This is a genomic window from Ectopseudomonas alcaliphila, assembly GCF_900101755.1.
Taxonomy (GTDB): domain Bacteria; phylum Pseudomonadota; class Gammaproteobacteria; order Pseudomonadales; family Pseudomonadaceae; genus Aquipseudomonas; species Aquipseudomonas alcaliphila.
Window position 1 is genome coordinate 124,104 of record NZ_FNAE01000001.1, and the last position, 15,266, is coordinate 139,369.

Below are 15,266 nucleotides of genomic sequence, written 5' to 3' on the forward strand. Positions count from 1 at the left end.
TCACAACGACGAGCGCACTCGATCTCCGGCCCCCTTGCCCAAGACAGTCATCAAAATGTATTTGAAATAATGCACCAACGTTAGCTCACGGATCATGCGCTGGTCAGTTTCCGCCAGCAACTGCGGCGTGGACATGTCGATATTACTTACCTGAGCCAGCCCCGTTATGCCCGGTCGCACCTCGAATACACCACAACTGGCCCGCGCTGCCGTTAACTCCTGTTGATTGAACAGTCCAGGACGCGGCCCTACCAGACTCATTTCCCCCTTAAGCACGTTCCAGAGCTGCGGCAACTCGTCGAGCTTGGACTTACGCAAAAAGGCGCCGAGTCGCGTGATGGACGCACTGGATGCCAGGTGACTGGCAACAGAGGCCGTATCAACCGTCATGGTACGAAATTTGACAAGAATGAAAGGTTTCTGGTGACGACCTACCCTCTCCTGGCGGAACAGCGGTGAACCTGTATCGAAAAGGCCCAGCACATAGATCAGGAGCAGGACAGGGAAACCGAACACCAACCCCAGCGAGGCAAACAGAACATCAAACAGACGAATCACGAACGCACCTTCTTAATCCTTCTTTGACAGACACGGGAGGTTCCCAGCCCAATAATTCTCGTGCCTTGCTTATATCCACTTGCAGTGACCCCAGCAAACGCTGAGCAACGGCACGCTTACCCAGTAGGGTTGCACCCAGACTGAGCAAAGCAGCAGGTACGGGAATCAAATGCGCAGGTCGCCCAATCGCCTCGGCCACACCACGCAGCAGCTCGGTCGTTGATAGGTCCTCACCGTCGCCAGCCAGAAACACCTGGTTGGCAGCGGCAGGATGGTCAATGCAACGGATAATCAGGTCAACCAGATTGTCTATACCAACCAAGGAGCGTTTGTTGTCAATAGCTCCCAAAGGCAGGGGTAATCCTTTGCTCATAAGCTTGATCAGACTGGCGAAGTTACCCTTGACGCCAGGGCCATAAACCAAGGGAGGACGGATGATGACAACTTCCAACCCGGTCTCCCCCGCCAACTTCATGAGACCCTGCTCAGCCTCCAGCTTTGACATACCATACGGATCATCAGGCATCAGGGTGTCAGAAGCTCGGTAAGGTGAACCCAAGGCAGTCGCCTCGCCATGTACCTTTATAGAGCTAATGAAAATAAAACGTCGCACGCCTGCCGCGACAGCAGCCTTGGCCAAGTCCAAAGTAATTTGAGTGTTGACGCGACGATACTCGGCAATAGGGTCGCTAACCGAGTCTTGCATCACGTGGGCGCGAGCGGCAGTGTGGATAACCACTGAATAGCCACTCAAAGCAGCTTTCATGGCATCTACATTGCCCAACGACTCAATCGTGAGAATGGGGTAATCTGCAGTGCAACTGACCCGAGAAAGAGCCAGGAAATCAAATCCTCGAAACATTAAAGTATCGGCCAAATGACGCCCCACAAAACCATTCGCACCAGTCAATACAACCCGTGACTCAAGCCCCATAACCACACCCCAAAACAATAGAGCCAAGCCTAAAAATGAAAGAGTCAAAGTGCAGTGTTTTTTTAAGCCGCACTCTTTCCATATCAATATTTAAAGAGGCATAATTAGATCGTTCAACTTCCTGAAACGCAGAAACGACCGCATCGATATCGGGAGGCACGGCAACGCCTAGATTATTATCTAAAACCCAACGAGAAACACTGGTCTCCCTGCCACTGATCGCAAGAATTTTCGCCCCCGAAAAAACATATGAAGATGACTTACTGGGAAAGGCAAATTGCGTCACCTCATCTGCGATAGGCAAGATTGCCCACTCATAATCAACATTAATTTGAGCTGCATCTCTGGCACTCACCAAGCCATGATAGTCGACATTCACATATCTTTCAGAAAGAGCCCTTAGCTGGCCGCTGTAAACTCCACCTCCAGCAAAAGCGAACTTCAAAGATCCGCCACTCGACAAATACTTTTCTATAGCGTCAATTAGAAGCGGTATCCGCTGCAGCCTTCCAGCGTTACCGCAGAAAGAAAAACCAGGTAATTTGGTTTTTTTTAATTCAATAGAATCAAATGAAACGGCAGGATTTTCGAGCACATGAATGGGGGCCCGGGTGGATGATCGCACACGAATATATTCAGCCATCTGCTCAGTTATAGTAATGAGCTGAGTGGCATTTTTCATAACCAGCACATCAGCCCACCGGAGCAATTTAAATATCCACCGCTGAACGGGGACGACGACATCAGCAGCTTCCGGATGAATATCCTGAAGATGGTAAATATAATCTGCCCTAAAAATCTTGCAATAAACCATAACAATAAAAGGCACAACCACCGGAGGGTCGGTTGAAACATAGACTTTATTCGGCCGTAGCCTCAGCAACGTACACAACACCCATAACATAAAAAAAATCGCATCAGCAATTCTTGCCAGCACCGAGCTGGACGAGCTTGTCCATGCTTTTACCGGAAAAAAGCGAACACCTTTGCCGCGATTTTCTTCTGCCAGTCTGGAACGAATATCTGCATGATCTTGCAGGATTACCGAAACCGAAACGTTATTGGCGGCAGCCTGCTCCGCAAAGCGCAGAAGAGCTTCACCAACCACCGGATATACAGGCCAAAAACTACGGTTAACGATTACTAATTTTTCGCCTGGCATCAGTACCTCTTCCAGACCGTACGCATGACGTAGTCGCGATAGCTGTGAACGATCCGAACTACCTTGTCCGACACATTGGGCATGCTGTAGTCGGCCACCAACCTCAGGCTACGCAGTTCACCACGATCTTGCGACTCGAGCACCTGGAGCGCCTGCATCACGCGTTCCACTTCAAGGCCGACCATCATCACGGCAGCTTCTTCCATCCCCTCAGGCCGCTCATGGGCCTCACGGATATTCAGGGCTGGGAAGTTCAGAATCGAGGACTCTTCGGAGATCGTACCGCTATCGGACAATACCGCTTTGGCGCACGCCTGCAACTTATTGTAGTCCTTGAAGCCCAGCGGCTTGAGCAGTCTTACGTTGGGGTGAAAGGTCACGCCCAGCACATCCACACGCTTTTGGGTTCGCGGGTGGGTGGAAACGATTACCGGCAGGTCGTAGTGTGCAGCAACTTGATTCAAAGTCTCGACCAACTTGCGAAAGTTCTTCTCCGAGTCGATGTTCTCTTCACGGTGCGCACTGACTACGAAGAACTTGCCCTCCTCCAACTCAAGACGCTGAAGGACATCGGACGCGTCAATACCTGCACGGTAATGAGTCAACACTTCAAACATCGGGCTGCCGGTCTTGATAACCATATCCGGCGATAGGCCTTCACGCAGCAGGTAGTCGCGGGCAATGGTGCTGTAAGTCAGGTTGATATCCGCCGTGTGATCAACGATTCGCCGGTTGATCTCTTCCGGGACTCGCATGTCGAAACAGCGGTTGCCTGCTTCCATATGAAAGGTAGGGATCTTGCGTCGCTTGGCTGGAATCACCGCCATGCAACTATTCGTATCGCCCAGTACCAGCAAGGCATCAGGCTGGACTTCAGCCAACACCTTGTCGACTGCGATGATCACGTTACCGATGGTCTCTGCCCCCGTAGCACCTGCGGCATTGAGAAAATGATCCGGACGACGAATGCCCAGATCATCAAAAAAGATCTCGTTGAGCTCGTAATCATAATTTTGCCCGGTATGGATCAGTACATGATCACAATGCTCGTCCAGCTTGGCCATCACTCGCGCCAGGCGGATGATTTCCGGGCGGGTGCCAACGACCGTGGCAACTTTCAGTTTTTTCATGGTTTCACCTGGCAGGCATAGGTATCAGGGCGTACACGGTCGAAGATCTCGTTGGCCCATAACATCACGATCATCTCGTCATCACCGATATTGGTGATGTCATGTGTCCAGCCGGGTACAGTTTCGACGATCTGCGGTTTATCGCCCTCGGTGACCACCTCATAAAACTCACCAGAGGTCATATGACGAAAACCAAAGCGGGCACGCCCTTTGATGACCAGAAATTTCTCGGTTTTGGTGTGGTGATAATGACCGCCACGGGTGATACCAGGGTGCGCGGTGAAGAAGGAGAACTGGCCACAGTCGGGCGTTTTCAGCATCTCAACGAACACACCACGGGGATCACCATATTTCGGTACTTCATAGCTGAATCGCTCTGGCGGCAGATAGCTTAAATACGTCGAGTACAGTGCGCGCACGAAACCGTCACCCACCCGATCCGTGACCAGAGTGCTGCGGCTTTCCTTGAAGCCATGCAAACGATCGGCAATCTCGCCTACACTGACCTGATATTGCGGCTGCACTTCAACACCGACGTCCTCTCCCTCCATCAAGGCGAGGAAATGGGCAATCACATCATCGATATACACCAGGCTGATGACAGCGGCCGGGTCGTTGATCTGGATGGGTAAATCCCGGGCGATATTGTGGCAGAAGGTGGCTACCGCCGAGTTGTAGTTAGGCCTGGCCCATTTGCCGAATACGTTCGGCAACCGCAGAACACGCACCGTGCTGCCGTGCTGTATCGAGAAAGCCTGCAGTGCCTCCTCGGCGCCACGCTTGCTGGCACCATAGGGATTGTCCAGCAAAGCCTGGCTAGACGAGGTATACACAACCGAAATCTGCCTGCCACTGGCTTCGATAGCCTTGCACAACTCAACGGTCAGCTCGGTATTGCCCTGACCGAATTCTGCTGGATCCTGGGGGCGGTTCACACCTGCCAGATGGAAGATGAAATCTGCCTGGGCAACACGCTCAACAAGCGCCTCTAAATCGTCGGAGCGACCGAATGTGAGAATCTCGACATCCTGACGCTCTTTGAGATGGGCAATGAGGTTCTTGCCCACGAAACCGTTGGCACCAGTGATCAGAACCCTCATTTTTACTCCTCTGGCGCAGCATCTTCGCCACGCTGAATAGCACGCATGAAGTTCAGCTTGAGCAACAGCTCCTGCATGCACTGCACATCCAAACGTTCAGTGTTGTGCGAGTTGTAATCCTGCATATGGGATATGCGCTCTTCGCCCTGCTCCACGAACTTGCTGTAGTTCAGGTCGCGCAGATCCGGCGGCACGCGATAGTACTGGCCATGATCCTCGGCGCAGGCCATCTCCTCACGACTCAGCAACGCCTCATAGAGTTTCTCGCCATGACGAGTACCTATCACCTGGATGGGATGGTCGGGCTTGCCCAGTAAGGAGGTCAGCGCTTGCGCAAGCACTTCGACAGTTGCAGCAGGCGCCTTCTGCACGAACAGATCGCCGTTACGGCCATGCTCGAATGCATACAGCACCAAGTCGACCGCATCAGCCAGGGTCATCATAAAACGGGTCATGTTCGGATCGGTGATCGAAAGCGGCTTACCCGCACGAATCTGATCGATGAACAGCGGAATCACCGAACCGCGGGAAGCCATGACGTTGCCATAGCGGGTGCCACAGATGACTGTACCGGTATCATCAAGGTTACGTGACTTGGCCACCATGACCTTTTCCATCATCGCCTTGGAAATACCCATGGCATTGATCGGGTAAACGGCTTTGTCGGTGCTCAGGCAGACAACTCGCTTGACGCCATTCTGGATAGCAGCTTCAAGCAGATTCTCGGTGCCCAGCACGTTAGTCTTGACCGCTTCCATGGGGTGGAATTCGCAAGATGGCACCTGCTTGAGGGCTGCCGCGTGAAAAATGTAATCGACACCACGGGTCGCATTCAGGATGCTCTGGTAGTCGCGCACGTCGCCGATGTAGAACTTCAGCTTGGGGCTGGCGTAATGCTTACGCATATCATCCTGCTTCTTCTCATCCCGGCTAAAAATACGAATTTCAGCGATATCGGTATCGAGAAAGCGCTTGAGTACGGCATTACCGAAGGAACCAGTGCCACCGGAGATGAGCAATTTCTTTCCGTTGAACATATGCAATCCTGAAATCTGAATGCAAGGCAACCTAGCGTCGACCTTGCAGGGCTGAATAAATAGAGTCAAGTTTCTGCTGTGCGGTGGGGTAGCTAATCAGTACCGCACGATAAGGGCCTTTGAACACGAAAAAACTACCCGCTGCCACACCTACCACACCACAGGCTGCGACCACCTTGTGCATATCGTCGAGGCTGCCTCCTCCGCCAAGCACGGTGAGTGGCACCGTAAGCGCCTCACGCAATTGAGAAGCAAGGGCCAGGTCGTAGCCTTTCATCTTGCCGTCGTTATCGATGGAATTGATAACGATCTCGCCCGCCCCGAGCTTTTCCATTTCCAGCGCCACATCGATGACGCTGCGCTTGGTATTGCGCGTTCCGTTATGCGTCCAGACGTCCTGGTTCTTACCCAACAACCGCTGCTTATGATCCAACACCACGACAACGCTTTGCCGGCCGATCTCAGCGGCGATTTCGCTGATAAGGCCGGGGTTGGCGAGCGCAGCGGAGCTGATCGCGACCTTCTCGACGCCCAGGGCGATGATGCGTTTAGCTTGCTCGGCAGTACGTACCCCCCCGCCGTAACAAAGCGGCATTCTGCACTCAGAGGCAAGATGGGCAATCTTCTGATAGTCAGGCTCACGCTCATGGGCACTGGCATCAATGTCGATGACGATCAGCTCGTCCGCTTCCTTCTCATTAAAGATTTTAACGGCATTGATCGGATCACCGACGTATTTGGGATCCTTGAACCGCACGGTCTTCACCAGACCGCTATCCTGGATCAACAAGCAGGGGATGATGCGTGGTCTCAGCATTTCACAATTCCGCGAAGTTCTTCAGCAAGGCGACACCGTAGTGGTGGCTCTTCTCGGGATGGAACTGCACCCCATAAACATTCTTCGAAGCCACTGAACAACTGAAGCTGACGCCATAGGTCGCGGTGGCTGCGATATGCGCAGATTCAGTACACTCGAAAAAATACGAGTGAAGGAAGTAGAACAGCCAGCTCTCCTGTTGCCCCTGAAACAACGGGCTGTCGGCGGCAGGCAACACATCGTTCCAGCCCATATGTGGCAGCGCCAATTCGCTGGCTTCAGCTACGGAATGGAAATTGCGCACTCGGCCCGGAATCCAACCCAGGCCCGGCAGCACGCCTTCATCACTGGAGTCGGCGAGCATTTGCATACCAACGCAGATGCCGAGCACGGGAACACCTTGATCTTGAACCATGTCATCGAGCGCTTGCCGCATTCCCGATGCATTCAGGCGCTGCATGGCATGGTCGAATGCACCCACGCCCGGCAGGATCAGTTTGCTGGCATCAGCCAGTTGATCAGCGCTCGTGGCGACCGCGACTGGTATATGCAGACGCTTGTAGACGTTCACGAAGGCCTGAATGTTACCCAGGCCATAATCGATGATGGTGATCATCTGAAAAGTCTTCTCTCCAATCCAAGGGCGCTCATTACACGCGAACCGATGCCAATGAGAAAGCGCTTGTTCTTGTAATCCCGATACGTCTTGTTTTCGCCTTCGAAAATCGTCTGCAGCTCAGCGACCGACAGCCCCAGCTTGTTGGCCACGAACTCAAATTCTGTTTTCAGGAACTGCTCGTCCATCTCGGGCTTGGCGATACGTGCCAGCGCCTCGTCGCGAGTCATCTGCCCCGTCATGATCAGGCTGGAGAAATGCGCACGGCGCTTCTCGTAGCCGAATTTGCGCGGCATCCAATAATCTTCGTAGAAGCGCGTGAAACGAGACTCGTGATGCTTGTGCTGGAACTTCTGCCAACCGAAACGCTGTTCAAGCTCCGCCTCGGCGTCCTTCTTGACGTAAGGCACCAGGTTGAGCGGCTTGACGATCTCCATCCCCAACACACGCTGGTAGAGGATCTTGTAGGTCATGATGTCGACCAAGGGGAAGGTCTTCAGCGGCCGCTTGCCAAAGCGTTTGTGGATGTCCGCGAACAAGGTCTTGTCGATGCCCGGGTAGCCGCCCCACTCTTCAGGCTCGCGGCAGCACTCCGTGGAATAGTTGCCGCCAGTGAGCACGTACTTGATGCCATGCTTGCGCGCGAACTTGTACAGGCCGGAGAAAAAGGCAGCATCCTGGGGCAAGTCCTGGTCTGCAATCTGCGAGCGTAAAAAGGCCACTTGCAGATCCTTCATTTCTTCCCAGTTGATCACCTCGGTGTAAAGATCAAGACCGAGGCCATCCACCAGCTTCTCGATATTGCCCACCGCCTGATCGGTATTCCAGCCCGCATCCACGTGGAAAAGCAAAGGGCGCAGCCCCATCTTTTCCTTCGCGATATAAGCCGCGTAAGAACTGTCAAGGCCGCCGCTCAAGCCAATGATGCAATCGAAATCCTTACCCTCACCTTGCTTCTTGATTTTAGCAGCGAGTGCTGCAAGCTCCGCCTCACCGCGGGAGTCAGAATGCCAATTTGGCTTGATACTTGTATCGAAATTCTCACAATACTCGCAATGACCAACATCACTGAAGCTAATCTTTGGATCTGAAGTATCCATAATGCATCGCGTGCAAATGCGATAGGAAACCGACTGTTTCACACAACCTCCTTTTCATTGGGCGACCGCGGTGCTAACGCTCCAATAAACGTATCCACATCATTGAAAATGCTACCCAGCTCGCTCAGGCGCTCGTCTGAAAAACACCACCACTCAGAAGCCAGTAATGCTTCAATTATAGGCTCTTCGAATCGCAAACGAATAAGGTGAGCTGGGTTGCCTGCAACAATAGAATAGGGAGGTACGTCCTTTACCACCACAGCGCCAGCCCCCACAACCGCTCCATGTCCAATTACAACACCATCTAAAATAGTAGCAGAACGCCCGATCCACACATCGCTACCTATCACAACGCCCTTGGGACCCGGCAATATATGCTCAGCAAACTTCGTTCTTATGCTATCTCGTCCTGCATAGAACACTGGCGACATACTTACCCATTCCATGGGGTGGCGCGCACCACCAATAACCACACCGTTTGCGATCGAGGTAAACGCACCTATGCGAGCATGATGAACTTCACAGTCATATCCACAAAAGCTATGACGATCCATACTGGACTCGAAAAAGAATGTACCAGACTCAAGTTTCGACGAGGGATGTACGAAGGAGTTCTTCACAGCGGCCAAGCGTGCCTTTTTTAGAAACTTTGCCACAAAGTATTTAACAAAAGTAAACATACGCCTTACCTTTTCGCAACCGCGTGAACTTTAAAAAAAATAAAAAAGATATATAGATAGAAAAAGTCCAGCAACGTAGGAAAAAGAATTGGTTCAGTTAGCGCCCTGACAAGCAACAAACACAAAAAAGAAAAGCCGACCACCCTAAAGCGCAAAGGTCGACGGGCAAAAAACAATATAAAAGGACTGAACAACACCAACAGCAATCCAGGTAGGCCGTAAAAAGCATGCGTGCGAATGAAAGCTACATGAGGATTGCCATCATACTTCAAATCAATGACAGTACCCTCGTAGCTGCCACCAAATAGAACACCCAGAAAATCTAGCCTATCCAAATATTCGCTCAAGATAAGAGCACGATAGGGATCCATCAACCCAGATGAAAATTTTGAACGCTCTATATAGGCAGATAAAAAATCACCTAATACATAAAACCCAACAATCAAAGAAATCACCGACACCAGGGAAAGCAAAGAACAGAGCGCACCTCTAACCAGGATAGATCGTCCATAAAAAAACAAAAAATTAAAAGCCAAGCTGGCCATCAATAGCGCGAGCGCAACAACTATAGACCCACGCCCAAGCCCCAAAAAAGCAACAACAAGCGTAGCAATGGGTGTCAAAATAGGTAGACGCGAATGACACAAAAGAAATGCCAACGATACTGCGACTTGAAGAACAATAAAATAAGAAGGTATACCATTTGTGCTAGAGCCTGAAATAATCTCACCCAGAGGCTCAGCAGAGTTTCGATGCACACCCCACAAACAAAGAGTAACACCCCAAAAGAACCAAAAGACTATATGCAATGACTTCAAGGATCTTGCAATTGAAAGCCTAGAAAAACTAAATGCTGCCCCAGCGACAAATAACGTGGAACACACATAAAATAGCGGACTCAATCCATGATGAAGAAAAACAGAGGGTAGCGAAACAATGACAACAGATAACGATAAGAGCAGCAACGAAACCAGACTGAAAGTTTTAGCCCCCCCCAAAAAAAAGAAATAGAGCACACTGAAAGCAAACCCCATGAAAAGAGAGTACGGCTGCTGCAGCGCAAACAAAAAAATCACCCCTCCCACAAACAGAGAAGCAATATAGACGTTATCACGCACAGCATCGCGACGACTTAATTCAATACTCCCCAAATCACTCACCACGACTGAACGCAATCCTGAAAACTTTTTCGAGGATACGCATCCAAAAGACTTCCCGGTGTCAAGTTCACAACTTTAACCCCCTTCTCCATGGCGAGTCTTGCAATCAAATAGTGAAACTCTGTAGTGAGATGATAGTACTTCAAATAAAATGCCAAGCTGTATTCATACTGCGAAACCTCATGACCATCATCATAACAATGCCCATGGCCTTGCGTACAAAAAGCATTGTAATCACATCCAAGTAGATAAATTTCCTTAAAGCCCAAATAAATGGCAGCAAGAATACTATTACTAACCACATTCATAGTTGCAAAGACATTGCGCGACAAATCACTATCCACACGAGCAACAGGATATTTTTTTGCATGAACGTACAAGGCTGCTTGAGCATCTGTCGTAGCTGCCAAAATATGCCTAGCACGCGGATCCGTAATAAAAACTGGAGGTGAACTCTTATAAACCTCTAAAACATCGGCAAATGCCCCTGACCAACTTCCCCAATACAAATTATCAACCAAGGTATAATAACGAGGCGCGACCAACTTGCCGACCCTTGACTTATATAAAGAATTCACTCCGAATACAACATTCTCATTCACCACCGACAACTCGGCTTCTTCTAGTCCATTTAGCGAAGGCCCCGTACCAAGAATGAAGCATCGCTCGCCTTCGTGTATATTCTCGAAAATAGAATTTCCCGAGACAATTTTTTTCAAATCCGCACTCAGATTAAAGAGAACATCAGAAAGTAAGTTATAAGCGCGATAGAGTACATTATCGAGCCGATCCTTAACATCAAACTTGCTCACCCAAAACTCCTCCGCTACCTAACAGCTCTAATTTGAATAAAAGCTTCAGCTGCCATCAAGCCATTTATCGCACCGGTATAGCGAGCTAACGCCATGACATTCTCAATGCTTCTAGAGTGTGGAAAAGGTCGCATTTCAAGAGCATAAGCCTGTAACGCGGCCTCCTTAATGGAAAGATAATTGGTAATATCAACAGCACAATTAGGTACAAATGTTGCAACACCTGGAGTGTTCCACTCAGTGCTAGATAAAATTTGAAAACTGTAAATCTCCTTAACGCTTGATCCTGGCGTAGGCCGGCAGGCAGTCATAACAGCCTGATGAGCAATACGATGGTCGACATTAAGGTCGCCATAATGGTGAGTATAAATAACCTGCGGCCTTACCTCAGAAATAATTTGTTCCAGCGGCTGGATAACATCAATCAAAGGAAGGCTGTCCAAACGATTATCAGGAAGCCCAAGAAAATAGGTCTTCGATATTCCTAAAATCTGACGCGCTGACTCTGCAGCTTGCTTTCGCAGATTTAGCTCCTCACTACCTGCTCCCAATCTAGAGCTAACACCATCGGCAATAAATACTGCATGCACTGAATCTCCCTCAGCCACATACCGGGCAATAGTGCCGCCGCAGCCAAGAGCTTCATCATCGGAATGCGCCGCGACAACTAGGACAGTTTTAGTCACAAATGAGCTCCCAACTGGTAGCCGTGCCACGCACTACATTTTGATTCACACGCTTGCCTAACAATTGGTCGTAATATTTCGGTGGCAAACCGAACCCAGGACGAATACGCCTAATGTGTAATGGGGTAATTATCTCACCAGTCTTCATATCATTTACAAAATATACCGAACGGCGAAAATGTTTATTGCCTTCCTCGGCCTTTTGACGCTCAAAGCCAGCTTTTCCAAGCGCAGACCAAGCGTCAAACGTATCCTTACATAAGCGCTTAAGTTCATCGGGCTCAATGGAAAACTCGCTATCCGGCCCCTTGTCATTACGACTCAGCGTAAAATGCTTTTCAATCAGACATGCCCCAAGAGTAACCGCAGCTACCGAGGCGGTAGTTCCCAAGGTGTGATCAGACAGCCCCGGTATGGTGCCAAAACGCTCACTTAGACAAGGCATTTGTAAAAGATTCGCCTGATCCATCGGCGCAGGATAACTGCTTATGCAATGCAGCAAAATCAAGTTCTTACAACCTGCTTCGTATGCAGCTGAAACCGCTTCGCTGATTTCCTCTTCCGAACACATGCCAGTTGACATAATCATCGGTTTCCCTTTACTGGCCACATAGCGGATCAAAGGTAGATCAGTGGCTTCAAAGGAGGCAATCTTGTAAGCAGGCGTATTCAGAGACTCGAGTAGATCAACTGCTGACTCATCGAAAGGCGTGGAGAAAATAGTAACACCAAGACTAGCAGCGTACTCGAAAATTGCCTTGTGCCACTCGAAAGGGGTTTCAGCCCACTTATATAAATCATAGAGCTTATAACCATCCCATAAGCCACCGTGAATTTGAAAGTCTTCCAAATCACAATCAATGGTCATAGTATCAGCAGTATAAGTCTGAATCTTTACTGCATGAGCACCGCTTTCATGAGCAGCCTTGATCGTCTCGAATGCTCGCTCCAGCGAACCATTATGATTGGCTGATAATTCAGCGATAATATAAGGTGGATGACCTTTACCAATTTTTCGCCCATTGATTTCTGCAATCATTTTCAAGCCTCGTTCTTTCGCTTGTATATCTTAACTTGAGCACTCAATTCCATGTCCCCCTGCTGAGCCTTTCTGAACTCCACCCTAAAGTCCCCATAGTCGAGGAAGGCATGTGGATAACCATCTGCATCCAACATTCTAATGAAATCGTATAGATGGGCCACATCTCCAGACTCAGGCAATCTGCTTTGCTCCGGAATTCGGCGCCGAAATGTGACAGGCTCTCCGCACTGCGGAACAGGCTCAGGATCGACAGAAACCATCCAACGGATGATCTCAGTGCTCAAAGCGCCCGCTCGAACATAAATCTCCTGCGCAGTACCCGAAAGATCCAGATCTTTTTTCGTATATACCGGGCCCGCATCCATTTCCTCGACCATTTGTAGGGCTGTCAACTTAGTCTGCCTATGACCGGCAGCGATCAGGTTCTGAAGAGGGCTCCCGCCCCTACCATAGGGTACATCGGTCATATGAAAGCAAACGCATTCGTGACGCTCCCAGATAGACTTGGGAACAAGCCAATTCCAATGTAGAAAAAATATGTAGCGTGGATTTCTCAGCTCGAGACTGCTTACCAATTCCGATGGCTGCGATACCCAAATCCACTCGGCATTCTCCTCTTGGGCCAAGGCGTCGAAATAAGGTATATGCCATACTTTGCAACTGGCAAATATATAAGTAGCCTTCCCTATTTCATGCACCGCTATCTCCCCCTCTAGCCTTGAATATCTGCAGCGTATAAAGCTGGCCATCAACTTCAAAATAGGCAGGGTATCTTTCGTTATCCACGATCCTAAGCAGATTGAACTGATCTCGCATCGACTTATCGATATCTAAACGACTATCGACAGGGCGTCGGCGCACATACCAAGAAGGCGCTCCTTCTTGTTTTAGGGGAGCAAGCACTTTGTATTCATTAACAAACCTCAGACAAAGCTGGATGGTTTTTTCCCCCTGCAGAACCCGCCACTCGTCACACAGCTCGGTCCCATCCAACGCTATCATATCCCTGATCCAGACATCACCAGCATCAACTGCGTCCGATGCTTCCAAAAGACATATTGGAATCTGCCGTTTACCTTCTAGAATTTGCCAAGCCATAGGGGCAAACCCACGCCCCTCCGGTAGGTTGCTTTCATGCACGACCAAGTTATGCTTGTTGCGCTGCAACACGTCATCATCCACGATCCGCGTACAACCGAGCATGAAATTGATCCAACCGACTCGTACTTTGTCAGCGCTATCCGCAAACGCCGCGTCCAAACCCTTTTCTCTCAGGATCTCCACCAGCTTTCTGGCATAGGGAATTATCCAAGAATCATTATCAACAAGGACTGTGATTGAGTTACTTTCCAAGCAACACTCTCCCGATTCGCTCGACACCTGCTCCGTCACAAACCGAAGCCGCTCTTTTGGAAGCTTCCTTGAGGTAAGCCGATGCCTGGTATCTATCGATCAATTTCTTCAGTTGAGCTTCAAGATCGCCCTCATCCAGACCGATCGCCTTGGCCGCCCCGGCTTTGTCCAGTTCGAAAGAAATGAAGCGTTGGTTTTCAGCCAATACCAAAATGATGCTCGGCACCCCCAGACAGCAGCGTTCCCATGAGGTACTTCCAGCAGCACCTATGGACAGGTCACTACTCATCATCAAAGCCCCCATATCAGTTACATTAACCAATACCTCCGTTTGACAAGACATTGCACTCGCGGCATCACGAACTTGTTGAAGCCATGGCGCCTTGGGCCCCATCACTACCGTCAACTGGCAACCATCCGGGAGCACGCATTCTCTCAACGCTTCCAGAACTCGACTGGTGGCGTTGGGTGCATCCACGCCCCCCATAGAGATAAGTATGTTCCGCAAACGGGGCTCGTCCCGACGCTTGAGGCTGCCCCCTCTCAAAGCAGCAAACTCCGGTCGCAACAAAGCATATTGCGGCCCCGCGAGCACGGTGCAGGCTCCTGGAACCAACCCGGCATAATCCACCAGCTTCCGCCCCAGGTTCTGATCGAGCAGCAAGTCACATTGATGGCCTCGATCAGCCAGATCATCTATGACCATCAACCGTCGACAGAACGGCCGCAAACGCTCTTCCCAACGAATGCCCAAAGCATAGTGGTCGACGATCAGCCAATCTGGCTGGAGTTCTTGCAGGTTAGGCAAACAGGCCTGCGCATCCTGATCCTGAGAAGCGCCCAGCCAGGCTGCATGAACCAGTTCGCCCCTGTCTATTGGGCTCTCCGTTTCACAAGGCAAGACATGAACGACATGGCCCTTACCGCGAACCAGTTCGATGAGGTGTCCTGGGTGCTCTCGGCAAAAGAAATGGCATTGTGCGCCTTTCTGCTTTAACGCGTCAGCTAGGGTCACGCAGCGCATAATGTGCCCGCTGCCCATCTGCAACGAGGCGTCAGCACGGAAAGCGATTTTCATC

Annotated in this window: 17 protein-coding genes; all 17 read right to left on the bottom strand. The window is 50.3% G+C overall.

From position 1 onward, the window contains the following. Complete coding sequence (locus BLR77_RS00580) at window positions 1-558, bottom strand: sugar transferase (RefSeq protein WP_074674962.1); 558 nt, start codon at window positions 556-558, stop codon at window positions 1-3. Next, window positions 542-1,492 carry a UDP-glucose 4-epimerase family protein gene (locus tag BLR77_RS00585; protein WP_074674963.1) on the bottom strand — a complete coding sequence of 317 codons (951 nt, stop codon included), beginning with the start codon at window positions 1,490-1,492 and terminating at the stop codon, window positions 542-544. Before BLR77_RS00585 ends, BLR77_RS00580 begins: the two co-directional genes overlap by 17 nt. After that, entirely contained in the window at window positions 1,482-2,654 is a 1,173-nt protein-coding gene (locus tag BLR77_RS00590) for a glycosyltransferase (protein WP_074674964.1), read from the bottom strand. Before BLR77_RS00590 ends, BLR77_RS00585 begins: the two co-directional genes overlap by 11 nt. Next, window positions 2,654-3,784 (bottom strand): non-hydrolyzing UDP-N-acetylglucosamine 2-epimerase, encoded by a 1,131-nt coding sequence (wecB, locus tag BLR77_RS00595; protein ID WP_074674965.1) that lies wholly within the window; start codon window positions 3,782-3,784, stop codon window positions 2,654-2,656. Before wecB ends, BLR77_RS00590 begins: the two co-directional genes overlap by 1 nt. After that, window positions 3,781-4,884: a UDP-2-acetamido-2,6-beta-L-arabino-hexul-4-ose reductase gene (wbjC, locus tag BLR77_RS00600; RefSeq protein WP_074674966.1), complete on the bottom strand. Its 1,104-nt coding sequence runs from the start codon at window positions 4,882-4,884 to the stop codon at window positions 3,781-3,783. Before wbjC ends, wecB begins: the two co-directional genes overlap by 4 nt. A 2-nt stretch (window positions 4,885-4,886) precedes the next feature. Beyond that, window positions 4,887-5,921, bottom strand: coding sequence for a polysaccharide biosynthesis protein (locus BLR77_RS00605; protein WP_074674967.1), 1,035 nt, complete (start codon window positions 5,919-5,921; stop codon window positions 4,887-4,889). Window positions 5,922-5,952: 31 nt separating this feature from the next. Further along, a complete protein-coding gene (locus BLR77_RS00610) occupies window positions 5,953-6,738 on the bottom strand; it encodes an AglZ/HisF2 family acetamidino modification protein (RefSeq protein WP_074674968.1) in 786 nt (261 codons plus the stop codon). 1 nt (window position 6,739) lies between these two features. Then, window positions 6,740-7,354 (bottom strand): imidazole glycerol phosphate synthase subunit HisH, encoded by a 615-nt coding sequence (gene hisH, locus BLR77_RS00615; protein WP_074674969.1) that lies wholly within the window; start codon window positions 7,352-7,354, stop codon window positions 6,740-6,742. After that, window positions 7,351-8,496, bottom strand: coding sequence for an N-acetyl sugar amidotransferase (locus tag BLR77_RS00620; protein ID WP_074674970.1), 1,146 nt, complete (start codon window positions 8,494-8,496; stop codon window positions 7,351-7,353). The genes hisH and BLR77_RS00620 overlap by 4 nt, the downstream gene beginning before the upstream one ends. Beyond that, on the bottom strand, window positions 8,493-9,134 hold the full coding sequence (locus tag BLR77_RS25775) for a CatB-related O-acetyltransferase (protein WP_074674971.1): 642 nt from the start codon (window positions 9,132-9,134) through the stop codon (window positions 8,493-8,495). The genes BLR77_RS00620 and BLR77_RS25775 overlap by 4 nt, the downstream gene beginning before the upstream one ends. Window positions 9,135-9,139: 5 nt before the next feature. Continuing rightward, window positions 9,140-10,297: a hypothetical protein gene (locus BLR77_RS24925; RefSeq protein ID WP_139202841.1), complete on the bottom strand. Its 1,158-nt coding sequence runs from the start codon at window positions 10,295-10,297 to the stop codon at window positions 9,140-9,142. Beyond that, complete coding sequence (locus tag BLR77_RS00635; protein WP_074674973.1) at window positions 10,291-11,106, bottom strand: 6-hydroxymethylpterin diphosphokinase MptE-like protein; 816 nt, start codon at window positions 11,104-11,106, stop codon at window positions 10,291-10,293. The genes BLR77_RS24925 and BLR77_RS00635 overlap by 7 nt, the downstream gene beginning before the upstream one ends. A 14-nt stretch (window positions 11,107-11,120) precedes the next feature. Beyond that, window positions 11,121-11,792 (bottom strand): PIG-L deacetylase family protein, encoded by a 672-nt coding sequence (locus BLR77_RS00640; RefSeq protein ID WP_074674974.1) that lies wholly within the window; start codon window positions 11,790-11,792, stop codon window positions 11,121-11,123. Beyond that, on the bottom strand, window positions 11,785-12,831 hold the full coding sequence (pseI, locus tag BLR77_RS00645) for a pseudaminic acid synthase (RefSeq protein WP_074674975.1): 1,047 nt from the start codon (window positions 12,829-12,831) through the stop codon (window positions 11,785-11,787). The genes BLR77_RS00640 and pseI overlap by 8 nt, the downstream gene beginning before the upstream one ends. A gap of 2 nt (window positions 12,832-12,833) precedes the next feature. Then, window positions 12,834-13,301, bottom strand: a complete 468-nt coding sequence (locus BLR77_RS00650; RefSeq protein WP_139202842.1) for a formyl transferase — start codon at window positions 13,299-13,301, stop codon at window positions 12,834-12,836. A gap of 223 nt (window positions 13,302-13,524) precedes the next feature. Then, the gene (locus BLR77_RS00655) at window positions 13,525-14,187 is read right to left on the bottom strand and encodes a formyltransferase family protein (RefSeq protein WP_074674976.1); all 663 of its coding nucleotides are present in this window, start codon (window positions 14,185-14,187) and stop codon (window positions 13,525-13,527) included. Beyond that, the gene (gene pseG / locus BLR77_RS00660) at window positions 14,177-15,265 is read right to left on the bottom strand and encodes a UDP-2,4-diacetamido-2,4,6-trideoxy-beta-L-altropyranose hydrolase (RefSeq protein ID WP_074674977.1); all 1,089 of its coding nucleotides are present in this window, start codon (window positions 15,263-15,265) and stop codon (window positions 14,177-14,179) included. Before pseG ends, BLR77_RS00655 begins: the two co-directional genes overlap by 11 nt. Between the last annotated feature and the right edge of the window lies 1 nt (window position 15,266).